At 67.3% G+C, this 15,234-nt stretch carries 17 protein-coding genes and 1 tRNA gene; 10 read left to right on the top strand and 8 right to left on the bottom strand.

The genetic code is table 11. The annotated features are described in order from the left end of the window. The first annotated feature begins 19 nt into the window (after nucleotides 1-19). The 3 genes from CVV72_RS30170 to CVV72_RS30160 all read left to right on the top strand — a co-directional run bounded on the left by CVV72_RS30170 (nucleotide 20) and on the right by CVV72_RS30160 (nucleotide 3,995). Nucleotides 20-2,314 carry a (Fe-S)-binding protein gene (locus tag CVV72_RS30170; RefSeq protein WP_219147103.1) on the top strand — a complete coding sequence of 765 codons (2,295 nt, stop codon included), beginning with the start codon at nucleotides 20-22 and terminating at the stop codon, nucleotides 2,312-2,314. A 265-nt stretch (nucleotides 2,315-2,579) separates the two neighbouring features. After that, the gene (locus CVV72_RS30165; RefSeq protein ID WP_241783610.1) at nucleotides 2,580-2,981 is read left to right on the top strand and encodes a DUF742 domain-containing protein; all 402 of its coding nucleotides are present in this window, start codon (nucleotides 2,580-2,582) and stop codon (nucleotides 2,979-2,981) included. Nucleotides 2,982-3,011: 30 nt separating this feature from the next. Next, nucleotides 3,012-3,995, top strand: a complete 984-nt coding sequence (locus tag CVV72_RS30160; protein ID WP_219147101.1) for a cation diffusion facilitator family transporter — start codon at nucleotides 3,012-3,014, stop codon at nucleotides 3,993-3,995. On the opposite strand, the gene CVV72_RS30155 is transcribed toward CVV72_RS30160, so the two are convergent. Further along, nucleotides 3,989-4,681: a CAP domain-containing protein gene (locus tag CVV72_RS30155; RefSeq protein WP_219154219.1), complete on the bottom strand. Its 693-nt coding sequence runs from the start codon at nucleotides 4,679-4,681 to the stop codon at nucleotides 3,989-3,991. The two genes, CVV72_RS30160 and CVV72_RS30155, sit on opposite strands and share 7 nt — an antisense overlap. Nucleotides 4,682-4,802: 121 nt before the next feature. After that, entirely contained in the window at nucleotides 4,803-5,261 is a 459-nt protein-coding gene (locus CVV72_RS30150; protein ID WP_219147099.1) for a MarR family winged helix-turn-helix transcriptional regulator, read from the bottom strand. A gap of 73 nt (nucleotides 5,262-5,334) precedes the next feature. Here CVV72_RS30150 and CVV72_RS30145 point away from each other — a divergent pair, with 73 nt between their 5' ends. Then, nucleotides 5,335-6,519: an NAD(P)/FAD-dependent oxidoreductase gene (locus tag CVV72_RS30145; RefSeq protein WP_219147096.1), complete on the top strand. Its 1,185-nt coding sequence runs from the start codon at nucleotides 5,335-5,337 to the stop codon at nucleotides 6,517-6,519. Nucleotides 6,520-6,523: 4 nt separating this feature from the next. Here CVV72_RS30145 and dcd read toward each other — a convergent pair whose 3' ends face one another. After that, nucleotides 6,524-7,105 (bottom strand): dCTP deaminase, encoded by a 582-nt coding sequence (gene dcd / locus CVV72_RS30140; RefSeq protein WP_125679521.1) that lies wholly within the window; start codon nucleotides 7,103-7,105, stop codon nucleotides 6,524-6,526. A 13-nt stretch (nucleotides 7,106-7,118) separates the two neighbouring features. Continuing rightward, nucleotides 7,119-8,324, bottom strand: a complete 1,206-nt coding sequence (locus tag CVV72_RS30135) for an oxygenase MpaB family protein (protein ID WP_219147095.1) — start codon at nucleotides 8,322-8,324, stop codon at nucleotides 7,119-7,121. A gap of 111 nt (nucleotides 8,325-8,435) precedes the next feature. Here CVV72_RS30135 and CVV72_RS30130 point away from each other — a divergent pair. The 4 genes from CVV72_RS30130 (at nucleotide 8,436) to CVV72_RS30115 (ending at nucleotide 10,898) form a co-directional block, all read left to right on the top strand. After that, nucleotides 8,436-8,506 (top strand) — tRNA-Gly (locus CVV72_RS30130). Between the two features lie 71 nt (nucleotides 8,507-8,577). After that, nucleotides 8,578-9,225 (top strand): YdcF family protein, encoded by a 648-nt coding sequence (locus CVV72_RS30125; RefSeq protein ID WP_219147092.1) that lies wholly within the window; start codon nucleotides 8,578-8,580, stop codon nucleotides 9,223-9,225. A gap of 813 nt (nucleotides 9,226-10,038) precedes the next feature. Beyond that, a complete protein-coding gene (locus tag CVV72_RS30120; protein ID WP_219147090.1) occupies nucleotides 10,039-10,536 on the top strand; it encodes a GNAT family N-acetyltransferase in 498 nt (165 codons plus the stop codon). A 20-nt stretch (nucleotides 10,537-10,556) separates the two neighbouring features. Beyond that, nucleotides 10,557-10,898 carry a hypothetical protein gene (locus tag CVV72_RS30115; RefSeq protein ID WP_219147089.1) on the top strand — a complete coding sequence of 114 codons (342 nt, stop codon included), beginning with the start codon at nucleotides 10,557-10,559 and terminating at the stop codon, nucleotides 10,896-10,898. Here CVV72_RS30115 and CVV72_RS30110 read toward each other — a convergent pair. Continuing rightward, complete coding sequence (locus CVV72_RS30110) at nucleotides 10,895-11,548, bottom strand: hypothetical protein (protein ID WP_219147087.1); 654 nt, start codon at nucleotides 11,546-11,548, stop codon at nucleotides 10,895-10,897. The two genes, CVV72_RS30115 and CVV72_RS30110, sit on opposite strands and share 4 nt — an antisense overlap. A gap of 85 nt (nucleotides 11,549-11,633) precedes the next feature. Continuing rightward, the gene (locus CVV72_RS30105; protein WP_219147085.1) at nucleotides 11,634-12,035 is read right to left on the bottom strand and encodes a DUF4279 domain-containing protein; all 402 of its coding nucleotides are present in this window, start codon (nucleotides 12,033-12,035) and stop codon (nucleotides 11,634-11,636) included. A gap of 36 nt (nucleotides 12,036-12,071) precedes the next feature. Between CVV72_RS30105 and CVV72_RS30100 the strand changes: the two genes are divergently transcribed. After that, entirely contained in the window at nucleotides 12,072-12,464 is a 393-nt protein-coding gene (locus tag CVV72_RS30100) for a pyridoxamine 5'-phosphate oxidase family protein (protein WP_219147083.1), read from the top strand. 35 nt (nucleotides 12,465-12,499) lie between these two features. Further along, nucleotides 12,500-13,027 carry a GNAT family N-acetyltransferase gene (locus CVV72_RS30095; protein WP_219147081.1) on the top strand — a complete coding sequence of 176 codons (528 nt, stop codon included), beginning with the start codon at nucleotides 12,500-12,502 and terminating at the stop codon, nucleotides 13,025-13,027. Here CVV72_RS30095 and CVV72_RS30090 read toward each other — a convergent pair. Next, complete coding sequence (locus CVV72_RS30090) at nucleotides 13,024-13,362, bottom strand: MmcQ/YjbR family DNA-binding protein (RefSeq protein WP_219147079.1); 339 nt, start codon at nucleotides 13,360-13,362, stop codon at nucleotides 13,024-13,026. The two genes, CVV72_RS30095 and CVV72_RS30090, sit on opposite strands and share 4 nt — an antisense overlap. A gap of 109 nt (nucleotides 13,363-13,471) precedes the next feature. Next, entirely contained in the window at nucleotides 13,472-15,157 is a 1,686-nt protein-coding gene (locus tag CVV72_RS30085; RefSeq protein WP_219147077.1) for a bifunctional UDP-sugar hydrolase/5'-nucleotidase, read from the bottom strand. Nucleotides 15,158-15,234: the final 77 nt, after the last annotated feature.

Raw genomic sequence — 15,234 nt, 5'->3', positions numbered from 1 at the left:
GGACGAAAGGCACCCGACGATGGGCGCTGTACAGCTGACGCTCGGCGGGATCTCGGTCCTGCTCGGCGTCGTCGCCTGGGGAATGTTCTTCGCGACCATCGCCCGCTTCGTGCGGGTGATCCGCCTCGGTCAGCCGGACTCGACCCGCAACGGCCCGTTCATCCCGCGCATGAAGACCCTGATCAAGGAATTCGCCGCGCACACCCGGATGAACAAGGTCAAGAGCGTCGGCCCGGCGCACTGGCTGGTCATGTGGGGCTTCCTGATCGGGTCGCTCGCCCTGTTCGAGGCGTACGGCGAAGTCTTCGTTCCCACGTGGGGCTGGCCCATCCTCGACGACTGGTCGCTGTTCCAGCTGCTCATGGAGCTGCTCGGGGTCGGCACCATCGTCGGCATCCTGGTGCTGATCTGGGTCCGCCAGAAGAACCACCCGCGCCGCGCCGACCGGCAGTCCCGCTTCCAGGGCTCCAACTTCAAGTGGGCGTACTTCATCGAGGCCGTCGTGCTCATCGAGGGCATCGGCATCATCGGCGTCCGCGCCGCGAAGTCCGCGCTGAACGTCCACGAGACCCCGATCTGGGCCGCGTTCGTCTCGCACCCGATCGGTGAGCTGCTGCCCGCCAGCCCGGACCTGGTGTCGGTGTTCGCGTTCGTCAAGCTGATGAGCGCCACGATCTGGCTGATCGTCATCGCCCGCACGATGACCATGGGCATCGCGTGGCACCGGTTCAGCGCCTTCTTCAACATCTACTTCAAGCGCGAGGACGACGGCGGGGTCGCGCTGGGCGCGCTCAAGCCGATGATGAGCAACGGCAAGGTGCTCGACCTCGAAGAGGCGGACCCGGACGAGGACACCTTCGGCGTCGGCAAGATCGAGGACTTCAGCTGGAAGGGCTGGCTGGACTTCTCCACCTGCACCGAATGCGGCCGCTGCCAGTCGCAGTGCCCCGCGTGGAACACCGGCAAGCCGCTGTCGCCGAAGCTCCTCATCACGCAGCTTCGCGACCACGCCTACGCGAAGGCGCCGTACCTGCGCGCGGGCGGCAAGCGCGACATGGCCGGTGACGAGATCGGCCTGTCCGGGGACAACATGTACGCCGGTATTGACGTCCTCGCCATCGCGGAGTCCCAGAAGGCCCTCATCGGCGACGACGGTGGCGTCATCGACCCCGAGGTGCTGTGGTCCTGCACCTCCTGCGGCGCCTGTGTCGAGCAGTGCCCGGTGGACATCGAGCACGTCGACCACATCGTCGACATGCGCCGCTACCAGGTGATGATCGAGTCCGCGTTCCCCAGCGAGCTCAACGGGATGTTCAAGAACCTGGAGAACAAGGGCAACCCGTGGGGCCAGAACGCCAAGGACCGGCTCGCCTGGACCGAGGACCTGGACTTCGAGGTGCCGGTGTTCGACGGCGACCTCGGCGACACCGAGTACCTCTTCTGGGTCGGCTGCGCCGGCGCGTTCGAGGACCGCGCGAAGAAGACGACGCGCGCCGTCGCGGAGCTGCTCCACATCGCCGGAGTCAAGTACACCGTGCTCGGCTCGGAGGAGTCCTGCACCGGTGACCCGGCCCGCCGCGCGGGCAACGAGTTCCTGTTCCAGATGCTGGCGCAGCAGAACGTCGAGATCCTGAACTCGGTCTTCGAGGGCCGCGAACGCAAGGCGCGCAAGGTGGTCGTCACCTGTGCCCACTGCTTCAACACCCTCGCGAACGAGTACCCGGAGCTGGGCGGCCAGTTCGACGTCGTGCACCACACGCAGCTGCTCAACCGCCTGGTGCGCGAGAAGCACCTGACCCCGGTGGCCCCGGTCGCCGAGGACGTCACCTACCACGACCCGTGCTACCTGGGCCGCCACAACAAGGTCTACGACGCTCCTCGTGAGCTCGTCGGCGCTTCGGGCGCGCAGCTGCGCGAAATGCCGCGGCACGGCGACCGCTCGATGTGCTGTGGTGCCGGCGGGGCGCGGATGTGGATGGAAGAGAAGATCGGCAAGCGCATCAACGTCGAACGCGTCGACGAGGCGCTCGGCACCGCGCCGTCCAAGATCGCGACCGGCTGCCCGTTCTGCCGCGTGATGCTCACCGACGGCGTCACGGCGCGCCAGAGCGACGGGCAGGCGAGCGAGAAGGTCGAGGTCGTCGACGTCGCCCAGCTGCTGCTGACCGCCGTCAAGCGGAAGCCGGAGCCGCAGCTGGTCCCCGCGGGGGCGCCCTCGTTGGACGCCGTCTCGGACGCCGAACTCGACGGAAAGGCCGACGTGCCCACCGACGAAACGGCCACCGGAACGCCGCTGCCGGAGGAAGACAAGTAGAACGTCACAACCGGAGGGGATATTCTCTCGCACATAATGCGAGAGAATGTTCCCTCTTGTTTATGGCGTCCGGGCCATTCGGTCCCGTTACCCGTTCGGCGGTACACCGTGGCGATAGGCTGCAGCGGATCCGAAAAAAGGGGCGAGGAAATCAATGGGCAACCGGCACGAACTCCGCTCGGTCAAGGAACACCGGCTCGCACTGCCGGGATCGCCGACCGTTCGCCCGCCCGCCCGCGTCCCTTCGTCCGCGGCATTCGCCAGGATGGCCCAGGAAGCGACCATCCCCAGCATCCCGGCCGCCCGGCGGCCGCCGCGGCAGGAACGTCGTCGCACGCGCGTCCGCCCGTACGTCCGCACGGGCGGACGCACGCAGTCCAAACGGAACTTCGCGATCGAAGCGATGATTTCCGTCCGGAACGACGCACCGTGGAACGCGCCGGGGTTCAGCGTCGAATTCCATTCCGTGAGAACTCTCTGCCGACGGCCGACTTCCGTCGCCGAAGTAGCGGCGTCACTATGCGTTCCACTCGGCGTTGCAAAGGTCCTTTTGGGTGATATGGCCGAACTCGGTTTGGTCACCGTTCATGAAACACAGGCTGAATTCGACGGTCATCCGGCACTCGCCTTGATGGAACGTGTCCTGCAGGGATTGCGTCGCCTGTGAGATCACCGCACTCGCACTACGCTACGCAAGGTGAGTGAAGAATCCGGTGACGAAAGCACCCTGACCGTGGTGCTGGCCGGCGGGGTCAACCTCGCCATCGCCGTGCTGAAACTGATCGCCGGGATCATCACCGGCTCCGGCGCGATGCTGTCGGAGGCCGCGCACTCGGTGGCCGACACGATCACCGAAGTCCTCCTGCTGACCGCGCTGAAACGGTCGGACCGCCCCGCCGACCGCGTCCACCCGTTCGGCTACGGCAAGGAGCGCTACTTCTGGTCGCTGCTCGCGGCGGTGTCGATCTTCGCCTCCGGCGCGATGTTCGCACTCTACGAAGGCTTCTCGACGGTCTTCGGTGAGGAGACCGAGCAGACCGATCCGATCGTCGGCTACGTCGTCCTCGCGATCGCGTTCGCCCTGGAGTCCGTCTCGTGGTTCCAGGCCGTGCGGCAGGTGCGGCGCGACGCCGCGGAATCGGGCCAGAAGGTCTCGGTCTATCTGCGGATGATCGACGATCCGGCCCCGAAGACCGTCCTGTTCGAGGACTCGGCCGCCCTGATCGGCCTGCTGCTCGCGTTCGCCGGGATCGGGCTCCACCAGCTCACCGGATCACATGTCTGGGACGGCGCGGCGTCGATCGCGATCGGGGTGCTGCTGGCGCTCGTCGCCTACATGCTCGGGCGCACCAACCGCGGCCTGCTGATCGGCAGGCAGGCCGATCCCAGGCTGGTGCGCGGCGTGCGGGACCACCTGATGGGCACGCCCGAGATCGAGGCCGTCGTCGATCTGCAGACCATGCTGATGGGCACCGATCAGGTGCTCGTCTGCGCCCGCGTCGATTTCGACGATTCCCTCGGCGCCGCGGAGGTCGAACGCGCCTGCGTCCGGATGGCGGCCGAACTGGCGGAGACGTTCGGCGACGTCACCGAGGTGTTCATCGAACCCGTCCCGCGCACGGACACCGAACTGCGCGCGGCCGTGCTGGCGCGCTACGGCGACTGGGGCAAGGGTCAGTAGCCGAAGTTCTGCGTCCAGTACATGCCCTTGGTGTTGACGCCGACGCCGATCTTCTTCAGCTTGCAGTTGAGGATGTTCGCGCGGTGCCCCGCGGAGTTCATCCAGGCGTCCATCACCTTGGCGGCGTTCGACTGGCCCTTGGCGATGTTCTCGGCACCGGGCTTGTCGTAGCCGGCGGCGCGGATGCGCTGGTCGAACGTGACGCCTTCCGGTGTCGTGTGCGAGAAGTAGTTGCGGGCCGACATGTCGTCGCTGTGGCCCTGCGCGGCGGCGGCGAGATGCGACTCGTTGCTCACCGGCGAGCAACCGGCGTCGGCGCGCTCGGCGTTCACGAGGTCGATGACCTGCCCGGCGAGCGAGCTGTCCTGCGAACGAGGCGGCTCCGGCGCCTTGCTCGACGAGGGCTTGGGGGCCTCGGAGGTCGGAGCGGGCGGCTCGGCCGCGGCGGACGACGAACTCGGCGGCGCGGAAGAAGACGTGGCGGCGGCGGAAGACGAGGTCGGCGCGGGCGAACCGGTCGCGGGGCCGCCAGGGGCCGGAGCGGACGTCTGACCGAAGTACGAAGGAGGCTTCGCGAGGGCGTCGCCGGGCCTGCCCTTGGTGTCGGGAACACTCAGTGAAAGATTACTCAGCGCAGTACCTTGGAACCGATCGGTCACCATCAGGTAGCTCGCACTGGCGATCACTCCGCCCAGCAGGACGCTGAGCGTGACCAGCAGTAACCGGCTTCGTGTTCTATTGGGGGACACGGGGCCGAAAACTATCACGAACTGGTTACGGCAATACCCCCGAAAGTAGTAATACCGGTCAGCGGCCGAGGCGACCCGTGGAGTCGTGCGTGATCGCCGTCGCGTCGGCGAGGAACCGGATCACGGTCTCCAGCTCCCCGTCCGTGTACTTCTCGCAGGCCTCGCGGACCGACTTCACCAGGTGATCCCACAACGGCGCGGCCGAGGCCATCGCCGCCCGGTCGATCTCGATGAGCACCTTCCGCCGGTCCTCGGGATGCGGCTTCCGCGCGACGATCCCCTTGTTCTCAAGCCTGTCGATGAGCGCGGTGATCGAGGCCGGCGCGAGCCCCGCAAGCCGCGAGAGCGCCTTCGGCGTCTGCGGTCCGAAGCGGGCGAGGTAGTCGGTCACCTTGCTTTCGACCACCGAAAGGCCGCGCTGCTCGGCGATCGCGGCGTGGAACATGACCGTCTCGGTCGACAGCGCTCGCGACCCACCGAGGACCCGCTCGATCAGTTCAGCTCGCTCGCTTGACACGCCGGCCAGCCTAGCGGACTCTTTAGTTCGACAGAACGAATTAGTTTCTAAGATATTCGATGGGGTGAACTACATGGCGAAGGTACTGATCGCCGGCGGGGGTATCGCGGGCACGATCACGGCGATCGCCCTGCACGAGACGGGTCACGAGCCGGTGATCCACGAGGCGTACGACCGGACCGCGGAAGGTGTCGGCGCGTTCCTGACCCTGGCAGTGAACGGTCTCGACGCGCTGGGACCACTGGGCCTGAAAAGTCTGGTCAAAGGACTGGGCTTCGACACACCGCGGATCAAGATGCGGCTGGGCGGCGGCCGTGAACTCGCCGACCTCGCGCTCGGTGGACAGCTTGAGGACGGCACCGTGAGCCAGACCGTGCTGCGCTCCGAGCTGTACATCGGACTTCGCGACGAAGCCGTCAGACGCGGCATCGAAATCCGCTACGGCAAGCGTCTGGCCGATGCACGCGAGACCGCTTCGGGCGTACTCGCGACCTTCGAGGACGGCTCGTCGGCCGAGGGCGACCTGCTGGTCGGCGCGGACGGGCTCCGCTCGCGGGTGCGGACGGTCATCGACCCGCGGGCGCCGTCACCGCGCTACGTGCCCCTGCTGAACACCGGCGGCGTGACCGAAGGCCTGCGGCTGGACGACGAACCCGGCGTCATGCACATGACGTTCGGCAAACGGCTGTTCTTCGCCCACGTCGTCCACCCGGACGGCGGCGTCTGGTGGTTCGCGAACGTCCCCCGGAAGCACGAGCCGTCTCCGGCCGACCTCGCGGTGACGACCACCTGGCGAGACGACCTGATCCGGCAGCTGGCGGTGGACCGCACCCCGGCCGCGCGGATCGTGCGCGCGACACCGGAGATCTACCGGCCATGGGCGACGTACGACTTCCCGAGCGTGCCGGCCTGGCGGACGGACCGGATGGTCATCATCGGCGACGCCGCGCACGCGACCTCACCGGCGGCGGGGCAAGGCGCCGCGATGGCCATCGAGGACGCCGTCACGCTGGCGCGATGCCTGCGTGACGTGCCCTCGATTCCCCAGGCGCTCGCCGCCTACGAAGGACTGCGCCGCGAACGCGTCGAGGCCGTCGTCGAGCGTGGCAAGCGCAACGGCGACGCGAAGGCGGCCGGGCCCGTCGGACGCTTGATCCGGGACTTCTTCCTCACGCGCGCGTTCAAGAACACGCCGGAGGAGGACCCGAACGCCTTCATGTGGCGGCACCGGATCGACTGGGCAGCCCCGGTGGGCTGACGCGCTACCTCCAGGTGTCGACGCGGTGGAAGTTCTTGTACGCGCGGCTCGGGGTCGGCCCCCGCTGCCCCTGGTAGCGCGAACCGGCCTCGTTCGAGCCGTACGGGAACTCCGCCGCGCTGGACAGGCGGAAGATGCAGAGCTGACCGATCTTCATCCCCGGCCAGAGCGTGATCGGCAGGTTGGCGACGTTCGACAGCTCCAGCGTGATGTGACCGGAGAAGCCGGGGTCGATGAAGCCCGCGGTGGAGTGCGTGAGCAGCCCGAGGCGGCCGAGGGAGGACTTGCCTTCCAGACGGCCGGCGAGGTCGTCGGCGAGCGTGACGGTCTCGTAGGTGGAGCCGAGGACGAACTCCCCGGGGTGAAGGACGAAGGGGTCTTCGCCCTCCTTCTCGACCAGCGAGGTCAGCTCGTCCTGCTGGAGCTGCGGGTCGATATGCGTGTACTTGCTGTTGTCGAACACGCGGAAGTAGCGGTCGAGTCGCACGTCGATGCTCGACGGCTGGACCATCGTCGGGTCGAACGGGTCGACGCCGAGACGGCCGGCGTCGAGCTCTTTACGGAGGTCACGGTCGCTGAGGAGCACGCGATCAGCGTAGTCAAGCGGCCTTCATGTGCCTGCCGTAGGTCGGGTCGAGCCCGAACACCTTGGTGACCTGCCGCAGGTAGTGGCGCCGCCCGGCGGCCCCGAGCAGCTCCTGGAGCGCCGTCGCGCCGGGCACCACCCGCCGGACCGTCTCGGCGGCGAAGTTGACGCCTGCCGCCGCGACCACGGCCGCCTGCGCGATCGGATCGTCGGGCAGCTCCAGGAAGTCGGCGTTGGTCTTGCCCAGCAGAAGCCTGCTGATCGCTCCGTGCCCGGCGACCGACACGTGCGCGAGGACCTTGCCGAGCGCGCCCCGGCCCTCGCCGATCCCGGCGTGGGATTTCATGAGCGCGGCGGCGAGCCGTTTGGAATCGTCGTCGGGGATGAACTCGGTGCTGGCGAGCAGCCACAACAGACGCCAGGCGTCGTCCTCGCCGGCGGGCAGGAGTTCCTCGTCGACGCCCATCAGCCAGCCGACGTAACGCCAAAGGTGCAGGATGTCGGCGCGCTCGCGGGCGCTGTAGCGGAGCCCGAGCAGTTGCGTGCCGAAGACGTAGACGAGCGAGAAGAGCAGGAGCGTGCCCGCGGTCTGGACCTGGTTGACCGGCTTGTCCCAAGCGGCGTAATCCCAGTCCTTGCGGCGATTCATGGCCGCGCGGACATGGGCGTGCACGATCCGCACCCGCAACGCGGACTCGTACCCGCGCCCGCCGGGCACCAGCGCGCCGGGCGTCGTCACGTGGATCCACCACGTCGCCGTCTCGACGAGACGTCGCGCCGCCTTGTACTCGATCTCACCGGTGCCGACGAGCGCCTTCGTGGCGCGCGACGCGAGATAGCCACCCATCAGCGAGACGTCGCCGAGCGGGAAGAGACCGAGCAACCCGGCGCGCGTGATCGCCCGCGCTCCGCGATCCAACCGGTCCGGGTCGACCCAGTACGGCGTCGCCTCGACGTCGCGGAAGAAGGCTTCGAGTTCCTCCGGCGGACTCTCGACGCTGTCGATGCCTTGCCGCAGCGCCTGTTCGAACTGGCCCTGGGCACCTTGGCGCAACAGCGGCACCAGCACGTCGGCCGCCGGATCCTCCCGCTGCGCGAACCGCCGCAACCGAGCCACCTGGCGCTCGTCACCCCTGATGTCGCCCTCGATGAACAACCTCGACGCGACGCGGAAGCCGCCTTGACGGAACAGTTCGGGATCAGGCAGCCGTTCGCCCATCCGGATCACCTCCGAGGTCGACAACAAGTGTTGTCACTTTTGCGGGCGGCGTCAAGGATGGGGTGGGGCTTGGCAAGGGGAGATCCGGACCATGTATGCTGGCCACGCACTGCGGATGTAGTTCAATGGTAGAACATCAGCTTCCCAAGCTGAATACGCGGGTTCGATTCCCGTCATCCGCTCTCACGCGAAAGCCCCAGGTCAGTGGATGTCCACTTTGGACCTGGGGCTTTCGCTTTGCTTCGGAGTCCCGATGACCGCAACCCTGCCGGACGATCTTCGCGCCGACGTCCAGACGCTCTGGGACTACCACGACATGCGCCACGAACTCCGGCCCGCGGACGTCGGAATCGGACTCGGCAGCCACGACCTCGGTGTCGCCACCTACGCCGCGGAACTGTTCCACGCCGGGATGTTCCCGCTCGTCGTCTTCACCGGGGCCAACGCCCCGACCACCATCGAACGCTTCCCGCGCGGTGAGGCGGTGCACTACCGCGAGCACGCACTGGAGCTGGGCGTCCCGGATGACGCCATCCTGGTCGAGCCCGAGGCGCGCAACACCGGAGACAACATCGCGCTCACGCGTCGCCTGCTGAAGACTCGCGAGGTCGGGTCGGTCGTTCTCATCTCACGGCCCTATCAACAACGGCGCGCATACGCGACCTGCAAGAAGCTGTGGCCGGAGGTCGACGTCATCTGCGCTTCCCGGCCCTTACCGCTGGATGACTACGTCGAGAGCATCGGCGACGTGGACCGCGTGATCACCATGCTCGTCGGTGACACACAACGGATCACCGTCCACGCCGAGCGCGGTTTCGCCATTCGACAGCCGATTCCAGGCAGCGTGACCGACGCCTACAATCGCTTGGTACAGGCCGGTTTCAGGAAACGCCTCCTTTGATATCAGCGTATTCGCGGTCGCAGGAGAACTTCAGGGCAACAAGGTGAACGCGGCAACATGCTTTGGCTTGACTACAGAGAAGTGACGCGTATCGAGGGTCGCCACACGTGTGATGCCAAGCCGCACTGCGATGGCGATGACGCACGCATCATGGACCCGACGGTGTAAAGCCCGTCAGCGACGTCCGGAGGAAATCGGCCTCTGCTGAGGCGCGGCACGGGAGCCGAGCATGCAGCCGATCTCCACCCAGCAGCGGCTCCGGCAAGATCAGTGGTTCGAGTGTCGAAGCCAGGAGCTCCGCGCAGCGTTCGTGGTCATCATCGCGCAACACCGGTGGCGACCTGAATCACGCGGACTTACTCGATCCGCCGCCGAGTTCGTCACGGGCCAATTCCTTGGCACGCCGACCAAGATCATGTTCGCCGTCGAACACACCTACAGTACGGAAACGACGGCGCCGCGGCTCGGCGCCCAGTGGCGCCTCAGTCAGCCGCCTGAGCGCTGCCAGCGCGGCAGACACCCGCTCATCGGGGACGGCCGTGAGGAGACGGCGCGCCTCCTCACGGGGAGCAGCCGAATTTGGGCTTTCGCCAGTCGTCATGCCTTCATCCTGGTCTCAATCAGGCGCGCGACCCGTGAACACAACCCTTGGACGGCCACCCCGAACGAGCGTCGCCCGCAGGTCAGAGCCCGCTTCCGATCATCAACCGGAAGGACTACTGAGCCGATCGGCTCGACACTCTTCCCCTGCTATCCGGCTTCGCCTGGCAATGGCCAGGACCGCCGGGCGAGTTTTTGATTACCGTGCCAGGTATGGAGATCCGGGAATTCACCGAAGAGGACTGGGCGCACGTCTGGCCGATCGTGCGCGAAGTAGTGCGGGCCGCGGACACGTACACCTACGACCCGGACCTCACCGAGGACGACGCCCGCCGGACATGGGTCGAGGCGCCGCCGGGCCGGACGGTGGTCGCGGTCGAGGACGGCCGCGTGCTCGGAACGGCCAAGATGGGGCCGAACCGCGGCGGGCCCGGATCGCACGTGTCGACGGCGAGCTTCATGGTGGACAAAGACTTGCGCGGCAAGGGGGTCGGGAGCGCGCTGTGTGCGAACGCCCTGGAGTGGGCCAGGGAACGGGGATTCGCGGGGATGCAGTTCAACGCGGTCGCCGAGTCGAACGTCGCCGGAATCCGGATCTACGAACGGCTCGGGTTCGAGACCGTCGGCACGGTACCGGGCGCGTTCGAGCACCCGACGCTGGGGCGCATCGGGCTTCACGTCATGTACTGCGACTTCGGCCGGACAGAATGAACGAGACGATCAAGAGACACGTGGTCACGGCAGTCGTGGCCGCGACGGCGGTTGCCGTGACCGCGACCTGGCTGCTGAACCGCGACGTCCGGCCGACCACCGTCGAAGGCTGGGCGCGGCCGAACTCGGCCGGCAACACGGTCTGGCTCACCGAGACACCGGAGGGCAACTCGAAGGGCGAAGGCTTCATCCTCGCGGGCGCCCGGTGGACCAGCGCCGACAACATCTGGCGTGATGGCTCATCGGGGCCCACCTGTGTCGGCACGGACACCATGGCCGCCACCCACGTCCAGCTCGGAGTCGTCGACGTCCAAGCCGACGGGATGTCGTGGCGCCACGCCGTCTGGCTGCGCTGCTTCTAGCCTTCGACGAGTTCCCACGGGGCGTCGGCGCTCGGCCGGTCGTACACCTGGCCGGGCGCGGCGCTCAAGACCAGGGCGACGTCCGGGTACAGCGTGACGGCGTGTTCCATTTCGAGGGCTTCGACCTCGAAATCCTCGTTTTCCGGCACCTGGAAGCCGACGAGCAGCCAGCTGCCGTCGGCCTCGCGGACGACCTGGCGCACGGCGCGGGCCGGGGCGGCGGGGTCGGTGGAGATCTCGGCGAGTTCGGTGCTCACGTGGACTTCCTCCAGCGGCGAGCCCGGATGCGTCCACGCGGCGAGGCGGGCGGCGCGCACCAGGAGGTCTTCCTCGTCGTCGTCCGAGTCGGCGACCGAACTCAGCAGCCACGAACGCCGCTCCGGATCCCAGTCGGCGGCCATACCGGTGGGGAGGCCGGCGAGCGCGGTGAGTTCGGGGATGAGCTCCACCGCTTCCCGCAGCGGCAGCGCACCGAACGCGTCCTTGTTCTCCTCCATGTCCTCGGAGAACTCGTTGCCGTCACTGATGAACCAGTCGCCGTCGTCGTCCAGTACGACGAACGCGAGGTTCGACGGGTCCTCCACCAGCGACCGGGAGATGATCACCGGCGACTCGGGATCCTGACTCAGCGGCCAGTTCTCGCTCGACATGCTGGGCTCCCAACGGGGTTGTCCGGCTGTGGGGCACCATCCCACCATCTTCGGCGTTCCCGCCGCGCACCGGACCGGCGGAAGCTCATTCGCTGAGGTCGTACTCGTCGACGTCGAGGGCGGCGGCGGCTTCGGTGAGGAACGCGAGCACGGCTGGCGAGAGGTGCCAGCCGAATTCCTCGCCGCCGTCACGGTGGTGGAAGTACCGCACCACTTGCAGCACCGCGCTGGCGCCTTCGTCCACCAGCTTCCGGATTTCCGGCCGGACCGGGGCGAGCCTGCCGATCACGCTCTCGATCTGGTCGTCGACCGGTTCCGAACCGCGATGCGTCACCTTCCAGGCGTGCATCCGCGGCAACCGGTGTTCGGCGGACCGCGAACCCAGTACCAGGACCTCGTCGGGCTCCATGCCGAGCCGCGCGGTGATCTCCCCGGCGGTCACGGTTTCGCTCTTCAAGGCGAAGTAGCAGTACTGGTGGACCTTCATACGCCCGGCACCCTAGCTTTCGGGCAGGCTGACCAGGTGAAACGTGATCAATCGCTTATCGAACGGCTCGCCTGGGAGCGCAACGCGTGGTTCTGCACGCTCCGGGCCGACGGATCACCGCACGTCACGCCGGTGTGGTTCGTGTACCTCGACGGCGTCTTCTGGATCGGCAGCGGCGAGCGGAATGTGAAGGTGCGCAACGTCGGCAATGATCCGCGCGTCAGTCTCGCGCTGGAAGACGGCGACGCGCCGGTCGTCGCCGAAGGCCTGGTACGCGTCCATCGCGGAACGCTGCGCGCGGACGTTCTCGAGGCGCTGGCGGCGAAGTACGACGGCTGGGCGGCGGGCGAGGAGATCGAACCGTTCGGTGCCAGGGTGCTGCTGGAAGTCCCCGTTAAGCGGTGGCTGCTCGCAGGTGTCGCCCAATAGTCTGGAAAGTCCCGATACCGATCTTGGGATGGACGATGCTGACCGGTGAACTGATCCGCTTGCGCCCGTTGGAACCCGAGGACGCGGACACGCTGTGGCGATGGCACAACGACCCGGAGGTCACGCGCTGGCTGACCGCCGACCATCCGGAATCCCTCGCCCAGATCCGCGAGCGCTTCGCCCACCGGAAGCCCAACAGCTTCAGCCAGGTGGACTTCGCGATCGAGAGCCTCGCGGTCGGCACGTTGATCGGCACCTGCACCCTGCGCGACGCCACGCCCGAGGGAGGCCGCGCGGAGCTCGACATCTATCTCGGCGAGAAGGACCACTGGGGCGGCGGCTACGGAACCGACGCCATGCGCACGCTCTGCCGCTACGGCTTCGACATGATGCGGCTGCACATGATCGCGCTGTGGGTGGTGGTCGACAACGAGGCCGCGATCCACGTCTACAAGAAGCTCGGGTTCCAGGTGGACGGCAGGCACCGGCAGTCGTTCCGCGGCCAGAACGGCGAGTGGCACGACGAGTACCTGATGAGCCTGCTCGAAGGGGAACTCCGCTAGTCGTTCAGTCCTTTCGTGAGCCTGGCGGGGGCCTTCATCCGCCAGGCCTCCTCGATGAGTTCGCGCAGTTGCGTCTTCTCGACCTTCTCCAGGTCGACGAGGATCGCGCCGTAGCCGTCGTAATGCGGTGTGGTGAAGTACGCGGGGTCGCCGGAGGCCAGCAGCGCCTCCTTCTCCGCGTGCTCGCACAGCAGCATCAGCGCACCTTCGGCCTCGGTGCGCAGGCGGGCGAAGCTTTTGCCCGCGACCTTGAGCGACGGCGTGCGGTACGAAGTGGACTCCTCGACCTCAGGCAGCCTGCCCGCCATCTCCACGACTTCTTGCCAGGTCGTCATGGCGGCCATTGTGCCCTGGGTCACTGACAAAACCACCCCGTAGACGCCATGAACGGTCCGTTACTCGCAAATTTTGCGAGTAACGGACCGTTCATGGCACTCGCGAGGGCTACGGCAGGACGGTGATCCGGTCCGCGGGAGGCGGAGCGATACCGGGGTGCGCCCCGAAGTACGCGATCAGCGCGTCGAGGTCCACCGGACCACCCGACAGGTTGGTCCCCTTCGTGAACTCGGTGAAGCCGTCCCCGCCGGCGGCGAGGAAGTTGTTCACCGAAACGCGGTACGACGCCGCCGGGTCGATCGGCGTGCCGTCGAGCGTCAGGTTCGAGACGCGTGTGCCCTGGGCAGCCGACGCCGAGTACGAGTACTTGAGCGACTTCGAGATCTGCAGGATCCGCACGACCCCGTTGGCCTGCCACTGCTGTTCGAGCACGTTCTTCAGGTCGGCCCCGGTGAGCGTGATGGTCTGCATGATGTTCGCGAACGGCTGCACGGCGAACGCCTCGCCGTAGGTCACGACGCCTTCGCCTTCGCCGGCGGGCGACGACTTGTGGGTGAAGTCCGTGCGGATCCCGCCCGGGTTCGTCATCGCGATCTGCGCGCCGTTCGACTTCGTGGCTTCGAGCTGGGCGTCCGCGATGACGTCGCCGAGCGGCGATTCACCGGAGGGGGCGCCCTTGGCGGACAGGTCCGCGGTGATGGTGCCGACGGCCTTGTTCGCGATCGGCGCGGCCTTGGTCCTTGCCTCGTCGATCAGGTCCTGCACGTCGCGGTCCGGTTTGACGTCACGGGTGACGATCTGGTTGTGGGCCTTGGTTTCACCACGCACGACGTCGAGGGTACGGCGGTCGATCTTCAGGTCGACGACCGACAGCAGACGCCCGAACGACGCGCCCTGGATCACCGGGCGCGGTCGGCCATCGGGATCGTTGATCAGGCAGTTGTACTGCTGGTGGCTGTGCCCGGTGAAGATGGCGTCCACTGTGGACGTCACTTTCTGCGCGATGGCAGTGGCCGCGCCCGGCTTGACCTTGCATTCGTCCGGACCGGCGGTCTCGGAGTTGTCGCCCTGGTGCAGCAGCACGACCTGCGCCTTGACTCCGACCATGTCGAGCAGCTTGGCGGTGCGGTCGATGGCCTGGACCTCTTCGCCGAACTTCAGGCCCTTGATCGCCTCCGGCGTGACGACCTGCGGCAGATCCTTCAGCGTCGCGCCGATGACGCCGATCGGGACACCGCCGGAGAACTCGATGCTGAACGGCAGTAAGGCCGGGAGGCCGTTCTCGTAGTACACATTGGACCCGAGGAAGGGGAAGTTCGCGCCCTTGAAGGACTCGCGGAACTGGCAGCCGTCGGTCGGGTGACAGCCGCCGTGCTGCATCCGCCGGAGTTCCTTGAGCCCTTCGTCGAATTCGTGGTTGCCCACCACGGAGGCTTCGACCCCGAGCCGGTTCAGCAGTTCGACGGTCGGCTCGTCGTGGAACAACGCCGAGATCACCGGTGACGCGCCGATACTGTCACCTGCCGAAAGGACGACCGAGTTCTGCGCTTCGCCGCGAAGCTTCTTCAGGTGCGTCGCGAGGTAGGCGGCACCTCCCGCGTCGACGGTCTTGCCGCCGGGGAGCGTGACACGGCCACTCGAACCGGACGGCGGTTCGAGGTTGCCGTGCAGGTCGTTGAAGGTGATCAGCCGGACGTCGGTGGTCGCCGACGTGGCGGACGCGGGCGCGGCGACGGCGGCCAGCGCGGTCAGCGCGGCACCGGCGACCACGGCCAGCCGGGTAGTGAGTTTCATGCTTCCTCCGATTCGCACGGCGGAGGAGTCTGCCTCGCGGATTCGACCTTCACCAGGGCAGAAAGACGGACGATAGG

The sequence above is a fragment of the Amycolatopsis sp. TNS106 genome, from assembly GCF_019330265.1.
GTDB lineage: Bacteria > Actinomycetota > Actinomycetes > Mycobacteriales > Pseudonocardiaceae > Amycolatopsis > Amycolatopsis lurida.
Note: the sequence above shows the minus strand (reverse complement) of the source record. Positions and strands in the feature narration are given on the sequence as shown.